The sequence below is a fragment of the Streptococcus cristatus genome (genome assembly GCF_003943505.1).
Classification (GTDB): Bacteria; Bacillota; Bacilli; order Lactobacillales; family Streptococcaceae; genus Streptococcus; species Streptococcus cristatus_E.
Window position 1 is genome coordinate 136883 of the sequence record NZ_RJPS01000002.1, and the last position, 12209, is coordinate 149091.

General features: G+C 40.2%; 14 protein-coding genes. 7 read left to right on the forward strand and 7 right to left on the reverse strand.

The genetic code is table 11. The features are described from left to right. The first annotated feature begins 7 nt into the window (after nt 1–7). Together D8792_RS02770 and radC are read left to right on the forward strand one after the other, a co-directional pair. Complete coding sequence (locus D8792_RS02770; RefSeq protein ID WP_125372790.1) at nt 8–754, forward strand: class A sortase; 747 nt, start codon at nt 8–10, stop codon at nt 752–754. A 153-nt stretch (nt 755–907) separates the two neighbouring features. Continuing rightward, a complete protein-coding gene (gene radC, locus D8792_RS02775) occupies nt 908–1591 on the forward strand; it encodes a RadC family protein (protein ID WP_125372902.1) in 684 nt (227 codons plus the stop codon). Here the strand turns inward: radC and D8792_RS02780 are convergent. The 6 genes from D8792_RS02780 to D8792_RS02805 all read right to left on the reverse strand — a co-directional run bounded on the left by D8792_RS02780 (nt 1588) and on the right by D8792_RS02805 (nt 6154). Continuing rightward, nucleotides 1588–2280 carry a gamma-glutamyl-gamma-aminobutyrate hydrolase family protein gene (locus D8792_RS02780; protein ID WP_125372791.1) on the reverse strand — a complete coding sequence of 231 codons (693 nt, stop codon included), beginning with the start codon at nt 2278–2280 and terminating at the stop codon, nt 1588–1590. The genes radC and D8792_RS02780 overlap by 4 nt on opposite strands. 24 nt (nt 2281–2304) lie before the next feature. Then, nucleotides 2305–2952, reverse strand: a complete 648-nt coding sequence (locus D8792_RS02785; RefSeq protein ID WP_062005325.1) for a redox-sensing transcriptional repressor Rex — start codon at nt 2950–2952, stop codon at nt 2305–2307. 133 nt (nt 2953–3085) lie between these two features. Beyond that, complete coding sequence (locus tag D8792_RS02790; protein WP_125372792.1) at nt 3086–3433, reverse strand: DUF1831 domain-containing protein; 348 nt, start codon at nt 3431–3433, stop codon at nt 3086–3088. 1 nt (nt 3434) lies between these two features. Beyond that, a complete protein-coding gene (locus D8792_RS02795; RefSeq protein ID WP_125372793.1) occupies nt 3435–4547 on the reverse strand; it encodes a cysteine desulfurase family protein in 1113 nt (370 codons plus the stop codon). Between the two features lie 11 nt (nt 4548–4558). After that, nucleotides 4559–5515, reverse strand: a complete 957-nt coding sequence (locus tag D8792_RS02800; protein ID WP_081105361.1) for a ribose-phosphate diphosphokinase — start codon at nt 5513–5515, stop codon at nt 4559–4561. 78 nt (nt 5516–5593) lie between these two features. Next, nucleotides 5594–6154: a CYTH domain-containing protein gene (locus D8792_RS02805; RefSeq protein ID WP_125372794.1), complete on the reverse strand. Its 561-nt coding sequence runs from the start codon at nt 6152–6154 to the stop codon at nt 5594–5596. A gap of 95 nt (nt 6155–6249) precedes the next feature. Between D8792_RS02805 and yjbM the strand changes: the two genes are divergently transcribed. From yjbM to mutY, 5 genes are all read left to right on the forward strand, one after another. Then, complete coding sequence (gene yjbM, locus D8792_RS02810) at nt 6250–6921, forward strand: GTP diphosphokinase (protein WP_125372903.1); 672 nt, start codon at nt 6250–6252, stop codon at nt 6919–6921. After that, on the forward strand, nt 6905–7723 hold the full coding sequence (locus tag D8792_RS02815; RefSeq protein ID WP_185758386.1) for an NAD kinase: 819 nt from the start codon (nt 6905–6907) through the stop codon (nt 7721–7723). Before yjbM ends, D8792_RS02815 begins: the two co-directional genes overlap by 17 nt. Continuing rightward, complete coding sequence (locus tag D8792_RS02820) at nt 7720–8613, forward strand: RluA family pseudouridine synthase (protein WP_125372796.1); 894 nt, start codon at nt 7720–7722, stop codon at nt 8611–8613. Before D8792_RS02815 ends, D8792_RS02820 begins: the two co-directional genes overlap by 4 nt. 19 nt (nt 8614–8632) lie before the next feature. Beyond that, nucleotides 8633–9607: a phosphate acetyltransferase gene (gene pta, locus D8792_RS02825; protein WP_125372797.1), complete on the forward strand. Its 975-nt coding sequence runs from the start codon at nt 8633–8635 to the stop codon at nt 9605–9607. A gap of 214 nt (nt 9608–9821) precedes the next feature. Further along, nucleotides 9822–10985: an A/G-specific adenine glycosylase gene (gene mutY / locus D8792_RS02835; protein ID WP_125372798.1), complete on the forward strand. Its 1164-nt coding sequence runs from the start codon at nt 9822–9824 to the stop codon at nt 10983–10985. A 790-nt stretch (nt 10986–11775) separates the two neighbouring features. On the opposite strand, the gene D8792_RS02845 is transcribed toward mutY, so the two are convergent. Next, a complete protein-coding gene (locus D8792_RS02845; RefSeq protein WP_125372800.1) occupies nt 11776–12123 on the reverse strand; it encodes a DUF6568 family protein in 348 nt (115 codons plus the stop codon). Between the last annotated feature and the right edge of the window lie 86 nt (nt 12124–12209).

Genomic DNA, 12209 nt, shown 5'->3' on the forward strand with positions numbered 1-12209 from the left:
GAGGAGGATGAATGTGAAGAAATCTAAGAAGAAATTCAAGCTCAGGAATTTCATCATTAACTGTGCAGTTTTCCTTTTATTTCTGGTTGCCTTAGCGCTGATTTTCAACTCTTCTATCCGAAATATGATTATGGTTTGGCACACGAATCAATACCAGGTTAGCAAGGTTTCCAAGGAAGAAATCAAGCAAAATAAGGCAGTCGAGTCGAGTTTTGAGTTTAGCGAAGTCCAATCTCTTTCAACAGAAGCGGTCATCAATGCTCAGTGGCAGGCTCAAAAACTACCAGTTATCGGTGGTATTTCGATTCCTGAAGTGTCGATGAATCTGCCAATTTTCAAGGGATTAGATAATGTTGGACTCTACTATGGTGCTGGAACCATGAAAGAAGATCAACAGATGGGACAAGGGAATTACGCCTTAGCTAGCCATCACGTCTTTGGAATTACTGGAGCCAGTGACATGCTCTTTTCACCGCTAGATCGGGCCAAAATAGGGATGAAAATCTATATCACGGATAAGGAAAAGATTTATACCTATACGATTTCTAGTATAGAAAGTGTCGCACCAGAGCGCGTGGATGTCATCAATGATACAGAGGGAGTTGCTGAAATTACTTTAGTCACATGTGAAGATGCAGCTGCAACCAGTCGAACCATTGTCAAAGGTACGCTTGAAAGTACGATTGACTATGACAAGGCACCAAAAGACATTTTAGATGCTTTCAGTCAATCTTACAATCAAATGCAGCTATAATGCAAATATTATCAAAACGAAGTAACAAGAGTTACTTCGTTTTTGGATTGATAAGAGCTGCAAATTTCTTTCATAAAATTTAATGTTTGAGATACTGTGCAAGAATTTAATCTTTTTTTACTTAATCTCGAATTAATAAGTAAGGAGGTTGATATGTATCGTATTTCATTGCAGGATGACATAAGCATGATGCCACGTGAACGGCTAATAAGAGAAGGAGCGGATAAACTTAGTAATCAGGAATTGCTATCTATATTTTTGCGAACAGGCAGCAAAAAAGAAACTGTTTTTCAAGTTTCTCAAAGGATTTTATCATCGATTTCTAGTTTGAATGATTTGAAATATTTGACTTTGCAAGAATTGCAGACAATTTCAGGAATTGGGCCTGTGAAGGCTGTTGAGTTGCAAGCCGTTATTGAGCTCGGCTGTCGTATCAACAAAGCTGAAATGCTGGAGAGGGAGCAAATTCTTGGAAGTCAAAAACTAGCTCGCAAAATGCAGGTCGAATTGGGAGATAAAAAGCAGGAATGTTTGGTTGCTATTTATCTCAATAGTCAGAACCAGATCATCCATCAGCAGACAATCTTTGTAGGAACGGTAACTAGAAGTATGGCTGAGCCGCGCGAAATTTTGCATTATGCGCTCAAACACTTGGCGACATCTATTATACTTGTGCACAATCATCCTTCTGGAGTGACTCTACCAAGTAAGAATGACGACGAGGTCACCAAACACATGAAAGAAGCTTGTGAGCTAATGGGGTTGGTTCTTTTAGATCATTTAATTGTTTCAAAAAATAATTATTATAGCTATCGTGAAAAAACGGATTTGATCTAAAGTTTGTGAACCACATAATCAAACAAGGCTAAATCCCCTGTTCTTGTGGGAAATAGAAATTCTGGATGCCACTGCACACCAAGAAATGGACTCCCATCAGTCGAGGTAACAGCCTCAATGATCTTGTCACGAGGATCGTAGGCTATAACTTCTAGATTTTTCGCTAGGTCCTTGATACTTTGGTGATGGAATGAGTTGATTTGGCAAGTAGGTCCGTATAATTCATGGAGGATGGAGCCGTTTTTAGTGACCATAGTCTGTGTAGTATATTGAGCAGTGCTATCTTGCCAGTGATTCTCGATGTCTTGGTGAAGTGTGCCACCCATAGCAACATTGTAGAGTTGAGTGCCACGACAGACACCAAAAATAGGCTTGTTTTGTTTTCGTGCTTCTCGGATGAGAGCTAGTTCAAAGAGATCCCTTTGAAGCAGATAATCATCACTTTCGATAGTCTGTTCTTCGCCGTAGAAATGAGGCTGGACATTTTGTCCACCGGTAAGGATCAGTTTATCGATCATAGTGATATAGGTGTGAGCCAAGGCTTCATCACCAATTGGCAAGATAATTGGGATTCCTCCAACTTTATTGACTCCCTCGATAAAGCCAGTTGAAGTATAACTGATATGGATAAATTGATCGTTGGGAATATCCCTTTGGTTTCCTGTTATACCGATAATCGGTTTTTTCATAAAGTGTCTGTTTCCTTTCTTACCTTACTCATCATCTTTTCTCATGAAGTAGAGTAAGGTTTGGAGTTCGCTGGTTAGGTCTACATATTGTACAACAACATCTTTGGGGACAGATAGGTGCACTGGGGAGAAGCAAAGAATTCCCTTGATACCAGCATCAACCAAGACGGATGCAACTTCTTGTGCCTTAACGCTCGGCACTGTCAGAATGGCTGTCTTTACGTTTCCTTCTTGAATCTTTTCTTTAATTTGAGAAATTCCATAAATAGGAATTCCATCATTTGTGGTGGTCCCGACGTCAGAATAATCATCTGTATCAAAGGCCATTACAATCTTCATTTTATTCCGTTCATGAAAGCGGTAGTGTAAAAGAGCACGGCCCATATTTCCGACACCAACGATCATGACATTTGTAATCGAGTTGTCGTTGAGAAGATTAGCAAAGAAATTCATTAGTTTCTTGACATCGTAGCCAAAACCTCTACGACCTAACTCGCCGAAGTAAGAAAAGTCACGCCGAACAGTCGCAGAGTCGATTCCAATCGCCTCTGCGATTTGTTTTGAATTGGCTTTTTCAATATTTTCCGCGTTAAATCGCTTGAAAATCCGGTAGTAGAGGGAGAGCCGTTTAGCAGTAGCACGTGGAATAGAATTACTTTTTTCAGTTTTCACAAAATCACGACCTTTCTATCTTCTATTCTATAGAAAGCTTGTGAAAAAATCAACTAATTTGATGAACAAAATATTATTATACTAATAAAGATAGATAAAATAATAGAAATAAGCAAAATTCTTAGAATTTCGCTTATTGAGGTGCTTTTTCAAAAATGTCTCTTTCAACTAAACTATCCATCAAGAAATAAAATTTTTGCTGAATAATATGGTGTTTTTCTGATTTGAAGATATTAACTATTCTTAAACCAGACTTGTCCGTAATATTGATTTTAACTCCGCTTAGATCCTTATTAACGATAATCTTAAGCAAGAAACCATCGCCACTATTGGGAACAGCTTCNAGTAAACGAGAAAGCTCNTAATTACCAACTTTTGTTTCAGCAAATGTATTGTCCCGNAAGGTAAATTTCTTAACATTTGGATGGAGCGAATAGGTGAAGTCGCAGTTAGCTAAGCTAACAGATGTTTGAAAAGCCATCTTATCCTCCTAGTATTTCTTTTAGTTTTTGGCTGAATAATTTGATTTCTTGGATGCTAGTTTGGTCTGACACACTGATGCGAATGGATTCTTTTAAGCGTTCAGAGTTTGGACCATATAAGGCTTGAAGGACATGACTGGGCTGAACAGCACCAGCGGTACAAGCAGAGCCAGTCGAGATTGAAAAGCCATTAAGGTCCATTTGAAGCAAGATAAGATCATTCTTTTGGTTTGGAAATCCAATATTGACAACATAAGGCAGGCTAGGCTGACTCTCGTTTAGGTAGTAGTCTATATCCGTTAGGTTGTCCAGTAAAGTATCTTTTAACTGCTGGGCATGCTCAAGATTTTCCTCTAAATGGGCAAAATTTTCAGAAAGTGCAGTTGCCATCCCGACAATGGAAACGAGGTTTTCTGTGCCCGCCCGATGCTTGTTTTCTTGATCGCCGCCATGCATGAAATTATCAAAGTCCATCTGGTCGGCATAGAGAAATCCAACTCCTTTTGGACCGTGGAATTTATGACCTGATGCACTCAGGAAATTGATTCCCCATTCTTCAGGATAGATGGGGAACTTGCCGACGGCTTGGACTGCATCGACATGAAAGGCAGCAGGATGATCCTTTAGTAGTTGACCAATTTCTTGAATCGGCAAAATGTAGCCTGTTTCGTTATTGACAGCCATGACTGAGACAAGGATAGTATCTGGTCTGAGAGCATTCTTGATATCTTCAGTTCGGATTTGCCCATCCACTGGCTGAATAATAGTGGCTTCAAAACCGAAGTTCTCTACTAAGTATTCAACAGGCTCTAAAACAGCATGGTGCTCAATGGCCGTAGTGATAATATGCTTGCCTTGATTCTGATGGCGTAGGGCATATCCCTTGATTGCGGTGTTATTACTTTCAGTACCACCTGATGTAAAGAGGATATTTTTGCTCTGTGTGTGTAGAACTTTAGCAATATCTTCGCGAGCTTGTCGGAGCAGTTTTTTAGCTTCTCGTCCGTGGCTGTGGGTACTGGATGGATTGCCGAAGACTGTCATTGCCTGAGTCATGGACTCAATCGCAGCAGGCGATAAGGCAGTCGTAGCAGCATTATCTAAATAAATCACAAATTTATCCCTTATTTCTTTTGAAAAGCAAAAAGTGGGCTGACTGGTTTTCTTTCTTGAATACGCACGATAGCATCGCCAATCAACTCGCTAGCAGTGATATAGTGAACATTCTTCGGAGTCTTTTCTTTAGTATCAACAGAGTCAGTCACCAAGATTTCTCGGATAGGAACACTGTCTAGTAAGTCTGCAGCTTCATCTGCAAATAAACCATGACTTGAGACAGCATAGATTTCGACAGCTCCTTCACGTTCAACGATTTTAGCAGCTTCTGAGAAGGTACGACCGGTATTTAAGATATCGTCAATCAAAATTGCTTTTTTGCCTTCAACCTCACCGATGATATATCCTTCGGAGCGTCCTGCTTCATCTTCGCCATAGTCGATGATGGCGATTGGAGCGTCAAGATATTCTGCCAAGCTACGAGCACGTTTCACGCCAGAATTTTTCGGGCTAACGACGACAACATCCTCGCCAGTCAATCCCATATTGCAATAATGTTCGGCAAACAACGGAATGGTGAAGAGATTGTCAACAGGAATATCAAAGAATCCTTGTACTTGGACAGCGTGAAGGTCAAGTGAGATGACTCTATCTACGCCAGCCCCAACGAGCATATTAGCCACGAGTTTTGCAGTAATTGGCTCGCGAGGAGCCGCTGTCCGATCTTGGCGAGCATAACCAAAATAGGGCATAACCACAGTTACTGTATTGGCACTTGCTCGTTTACAAGCATCAACCATAATCAATAACTCCATCAAGTGATTATTGACTGGGAAGCTGGTAGACTGAATGATATAGATATCATAGCCACGAACACTCTCCTCAATGTTGATTTGAATCTCGCCATCAGAAAATTGGCGGGAAGAAAGTTTGCCTAAAGGTACTCCGGCAGCTTCAGCAATCTTCTCAGCAATTGAATGATTGGAATTGAGGGAGAAAAGCTTCATATTTTTTTTGTCTGACATTAGAATGACCATCCTCTTTTTGTCTCTTTAGATTTATAAATATTATTTTACCAAAAAAATGAGATTATTTCAGCATTTTTACAAGTTTTCGGCAAATCTGGCAATCTTACTTTTACCAGGCTTGTATTGGATTTGATTTTCGTTTAAAAAGTCTTTGAACTTTTGCTCCCCCTTTTCAATATCATTGATCTCTAATTCTAATTCGAAATCTTTTTTACCAAAGTAACGACTTTCGTCTAAGGCAAAAAGGCCGATTGCATCTTGTTTTTCGTATCGAATATTTTCAAGGGTTCCGAGTATTGTTAGTTTGTCAACTGGGATTTTTTTCTCTTGAAGTTTGTCTAGGATTTCTCCCTGAGGGAATTGCAATTTTTCTGTAATTTTCTTAAATTCATCTTTGGACAAGGCTTGGTTATACTCGAAATTTCCGAGTTTTTGAGGAATTTTCAGAGTGAACTCAGCAGCGTCAGGAGTGGTTCGGACTCGCAGAGCCATACGAGCTTCACGGAGAGCAAAGTCGGCCGAATCAATATAATAGTTGACTTGGAAAATTGGCTGGACATGATCAAAGAAGGTCAGAAGTCGTTTATGTTCGTCTTCTGTTAACATTGTTTTGTATTCTATTTCTAAATGGTTCATTTTTAAATCCTTTTCTTTATCTGAAAGCGATTTTATGTTATAATAACAACTGTGTTTATTTTATACAAAAAACGAATAGATGACAAGGTATGTATATGACAATAGATTGGGAAGATTTTCTGGATCCATATATTCAGGCAGTTGGTGAGTTGAAAATCAAGCTTCGCGGTATTCGTAAACAGTATCGCAAACAGCAACGCCATTCACCAATTGAGTTTGTAACTGGTCGCGTAAAACATATTGAAAGCATCAAGGAGAAAATGGAGCTTCGCGGGATAACTGAGGAAAACTTAGCCCAAGAGATGCAGGATATTGCTGGTTTGCGTGTCATGGTCCAATTTGTAGACGATGTGGACGAAGTTTTAGAAGTTTTGCGAAATCGGACCGATATGCGTATCGTCCAAGAGCGTGATTACATCAAAAACAAAAAAGCCAGTGGATATCGTAGCTACCATGCCATTGTTGAATATCCAGTAGATACAATTAATGGGAACAAAGTTATCTTGGCAGAGATTCAGATTCGTACCTTGTCCATGAACTTTTGGGCAACGATTGAGCACTCTTTAAACTATAAGTATAAAGGAGAATTTCCAGAGGAGATCAAGAAACGCTTGGAGATAACGGCCAATCTGGCCTACCAACTAGACGAAGAGATGGGAGCCATTCGTGATGCCATCCAAGAAGCACAAGCGCTCTTTGATCCTCTGCACCGCAAGTTAAATGACGGTGTTGGAAATAGTGACGATACAGATGAAGAATACAGGTAAAAAAATTGCGATTATCCGCAATCGCAAAAGGCAGAGTGAGGAAGTATTTCAAACTCTGATGCAAAAATTGCGGAAAGCAGGCTTTATCCTGACACCCAAAAATCCAGATATCGTGATTTCTGTTGGTGGTGATGGGATGCTGCTATCAGCCTTCCACAAGTATGAAGATCAGCTGGATAAGGTTCGCTTTGTTGGTGTCCATACAGGACATTTAGGATTTTATACGGATTATCGAGACTTTGAGATCGACAAATTAGTGGAAAATCTGAAATTGGACACAGGTGCCAAGGTCTCTTATCCGATTTTAAATGTCAAGCTGACCTTTGAAAATGGCGAAACGCGGACTATTCGAGCGCTTAATGAAGCAACCATTAAACGCTCCGACAGAACCATGGTTGTTGATGTGGTCATCAATAATGTTCACTTTGAGAGATTCAGAGGCGATGGGATTTCTGTCTCAACGCCGACTGGTAGCACGGCCTACAATAAATCTTTAGGAGGAGCAGTCCTACACCCAACGATTGAAGCCTTGCAAGTGACAGAGATTGCGAGTCTCAATAACCGTGTGTATCGTACTTTAGGTTCCTCGGTTATCGTTCCGAAAAAAGATAAGATTGAGCTGTTGCCGACACGTAATGATTACTATACCATAGCGGTCGATAATCAAACATTTTCTTGTAAAAATATTGTCCGTCTTGAGTACCAGATCGATAATCATAAGATCAACTTTGTGGCTTCGCCCAGCCATACCAGCTTTTGGAATCGTGTGAGAGACTCCTTTATCGAGGAGTGCCAAGAATGAGATTTGAGTTTATTGCAGATGAGCATGTCAAAGTCAAAACATTTTTGAAAAAGCATGAAATTTCGAAAGGGCTTTTGGCCAAGGTGAAGTTTGCAGGGGGTAATATTCTTGTCAATAATCAGCCTCAAAACGCTATTTACTTACTGGATATTGGCGATAAGGTGACAGTAGATATCCCTTCTGAGAAGGGATTTGAAAGCTTAGAAGCCGTGGATCGTGATTTATCGATCGTATATGAAGATGAGCATTTTCTAGTTTTAGATAAGCCTGCTGGGGTGGCCAGTATCCCTAGTGTCAACCATTCTAATACGATGGCAAACTTTGTCAAGGCTTACTATATTCGGCAAGATTATGAAAATCAGCAGGTTCACATTGTGACGAGATTGGATCGCGATACCAGTGGACTCATGCTCTTTGCAAAACATGGCTATGCCCATGCAAGACTGGATAAGCAACTGCAGAAAAAAAAGATTGAGAAGCGCTATTACGCACTCGTTCAGGGGAGCGGTGAGCTTAAACCAGAGGGGGACATTATTGCGCCAATTGGGCGCGACCCTGATAGCATCATCACCAGATGTGTGACAAAGGATGGCAAATATGCTCATACCAGCTACAAGGTTGTAGAGCAGTTTGGCGATATCTATTTGGTAGATATTCACTTGCACACTGGACGAACCCATCAAATTCGTGTGCACTTTGCCCATCTTGGCTTTCCGCTCCTCGGAGATGATCTCTATGGTGGGACTTTGGAAGCGGGAATTACACGTCAGGCCTTGCATTGCCACTCTTTATCTTTTTATAATCCATTTTTGGAAAAGCAGATCCAATTGGAATCCCAGTTGCCGATTGATTTCCAAAACATCATTACATCGTTAACAAAAAATAATTAAAATTTTAAAGGAGAAACTCATGGAAGTTTTTGAAAATCTAAGAGAATCAGTTGTTGGTAAAAATGTTCGTATCGTATTACCGGAAGGGCAAGAACCGCGTATTCTTCAAGCGGTTAAACGCATAGTAAAAGAATCAGAAGTTACACCAGTTCTTTTGGGAAATCCAGATAGGATCCGTATTTACTTGGAAATCGAAAATATTATGGACGGATATGAAGTCATAGATCCTAAAAACTATGACAGAATGGAAGAAATGGTAGCTGCTCTTGTGGAACGTCGTAAGGGCAAAATCAGCGAAGAAGAAGCTCTTGAGCTTTTAAGAACAGATGTTAACTATTTTGGGGTGATGCTGGTCTACCTCGGTATCGTAGATGGTATGGTTTCTGGCTCTATCCACTCTACAGCTGCTACAGTGCGTCCAGCCTTGCAAATCATTAAAACGCGTCCAAATGTAACAAGAACTTCAGGTGCCTTCCTCATGGTGCGTGGTTCAGAACGTTATCTTTTCAGTGACTGTGCCATTAACATCAATCCTGACTCAGAAGCCTTGGCAGAAATTGCGATTAACTCAGCAGTGACAGCCAAAATGTTTGGTATTGATCCTAAGATTGCTATGCTTAGCTATTCAACTAAAGGTTCTGGTTTCGGAGAAAGCGTTGATAAAGTGGTTCATGCGACTAAATTGGTTCATGACTTGCGCCCAGACCTAGAAGTTGACGGGGAATTGCAATTTGACGCTGCCTTTGTACCAAGCACAGCAGCCCTGAAAGCTCCAGGAAGCAAGGTTGCAGGTAAAGCAACTGTCTTTGTCTTCCCAAGCATTGAAGCAGGAAATATCGGTTATAAAATGGCAGAGCGTTTAGGTGGATTCTCAGCAGTCGGTCCAGTTCTTCAAGGATTGAATAAGCCAGTAAACGACCTTTCTCGCGGATGTAATTCAGATGACGTTTATAACTTAACATTGATTACAGCTGCACAAAGTGTTGACCAATAAAATAATTAAAAAGAGTCTGGGACAAAACTCCTAGCCTCTCAATTGTCTTTGGAGTGTCGAGCAAGACGCAGTGGTTGAGTGGGCTCTACTACGCTGATTTCATCAACTTTTACAGCCCTACTCAACTGTGCGGAGGTGGGACGACGAAATCGAATTTTAACGAATTACCGATTTCTGTCCCACTCTCTTTTTTGTCTGCTTAAGTATAAGAAAAATGTTAGATTTAAAAAATTTTGGAATTGAAATGTGGGAAGAGGAAAAAATTGCCTCTTTTCGCGAGAAATTATTGACTTGGTATGATGAACATAAACGTGATTTGCCTTGGCGTAGGTCCAATAATCCTTATCATATCTGGGTTTCTGAGATTATGTTGCAGCAAACACGTGTGGATACGGTGATTCCTTACTATGAGCGTTTTCTTGATTGGTTTCCAACTGTAGCTGACTTAGCGCAGGCTCCAGAGGATAGATTGCTCAAAGCTTGGGAAGGTTTGGGCTATTATTCGCGGGTGCGAAATATGCAAAAAGCAGCCCAGCAGATAATGACGGATTTTGCTGGAAAATTTCCTGATAGCTATGAAGGAATTGCTAGCCTCCAAGGGATTGGACCTTATACGGCTGGTGCCATTGCTAGCATTGCCTTTGGTCTTCCTGAACCCGCGGTAGATGGAAATGTCATGCGGGTGCTGAGTCGATTATTTGAGGTTGATTTAGATATTGGGCAGCCCAGCAATCGTAAGGTCTTTCAGGCTATGATGGAGATTCTGATTGATCCAGACAGACCTGGAGATTTTAATCAGGCGCTGATGGATCTGGGGTCAGATATCGAAGCTCCTGTTAATCCTCATCCAGAAGACAGCCCTGTAAAAGAGTTCAGCGCAGCCTATTTACACGGAACTATGAATAAATATCCAATCAAAGCACCTAAAAAGAAGCCAGTTCCGGTCTATTTGCAGGGCTTGATTATTGAAAACGAACAGGGACAATTCTTGCTTGAAAAGAATGAGGCTGCGGGCTTGTTATCTGGATTTTGGCATTTTCCCTTGATTGAAGTCGAGGAATTTCAAACTGAAAATCAGATCTCTCTATTTGAAGTGGCTGAAAATCAGCCTAGTCTGGATCTGTCTCCTCAAGAAAGCTTTGAGCAGGATTATGATTTGACTGTTGATTGGCAGCAGCAGTCCTATTCAAAAGTGCAGCATGTCTTCAGTCATCGTAAGTGGCATATCCAGCTGGCTTATGGCCGAGTTAAAGATAGCCAGCACGCAGCTGACGGAGAGGTCTTGTGGCTACATCCAGAGGAATTTGAGAAGTACCCTTTTGCCAAGCCTCAGCAGAAGATGTGGGAGGCTTTTAGGAACGTAAAAGATGGAAACTAAAGTCAATAGTCTGTTGTACCCGATTAAATTTACGAAGAATAGGAAATCATTAAAATATGTACCATACCTCTAGTCCTCCAGATAAAACTTTTATTGGACGTCGTAGCAAACTTGCCTGTGTCATTTATTTTATATTAGGTGCTTTGAATTTCTTACATTGCCTTCTTTATTTTCAGTGGATATTTTCCCCAACTGCGAGAACTGACTTCATCATTATTCTAACTTTTATAGGTTTAAATATTTATTTTTTGACTCGCGAGTTCATCTATAAATGCTTCCATTGGTGTGGCTATCATGCCTTAGCTGAGTTAGTCAAGTTCGGGAGCGGACGCTATTCCTTTCACTTGCCTGTCTTCGAAAGACATACCGAAAACTATAAAATCTATTACAGTAACAGATCAAAGAAACATCAATTTCTCTTCTTTGTAAGCTATATTTTATATGTGAATTTAATTTTAGGAGTTCTTTTGCTCTTCTCATGTGTATACTGGGATATGTTCATTGAGAGTTCATCGGAATTTCAAGATTGGCACGCTCTTCTATTTATTTTTTCAATAATCATCCTGTATTTCTGTATTGAAGCTTTATTTAAAAAATATAAACTTTGGTTTAAAAATTATTTTAAACTAGATGATAAAATAGTAGAACACGGCTTTCCGATATATACTTTGAAAGAAAAATAAAAGACAAACAATATAGTTTGTCTTTTTTGTTTTTAAAATAACTTATAGTCCTTCTTGCTCTGTAAAGAGAGAGGCAAATAAACTATCCTTTAGATGGAGACTTGTGCTTAAATCCCAGCAAAAGCTTTAATTTCATCTGCAGTCATAGAAGAATCACAACGAACAGATACTTGGCCGTCTTGAACATGAACAAAACCAGGAACCGTCGGGATGCTGTATTCTGAACGGAAGGCTTGCAGTTTCTCTAATTCGCTGGCTTCTTCACTGTTAATGAAGAAAATATGCGCCTTGGTATCAGCGACAACGCCAGCAAGAGTAGCAGCGAATTTACGGCAGTAAGGGCAAGTTTTGCGACCAACGAAGAAAGTTGCTGTCTCTTTGTCGGCAATCGCTTGACGAGCACGGTCAACAGTTGTGACTTCCAAGTCTTTAATATTTCGAGCAAATTGTTCCATAAATAATCCTCATTTCTTTTGATAAAACTAGTATGCCATAAAGTTTCTAAAATTGCTTAGATTTGATACGAAAAAAAGATGAGATT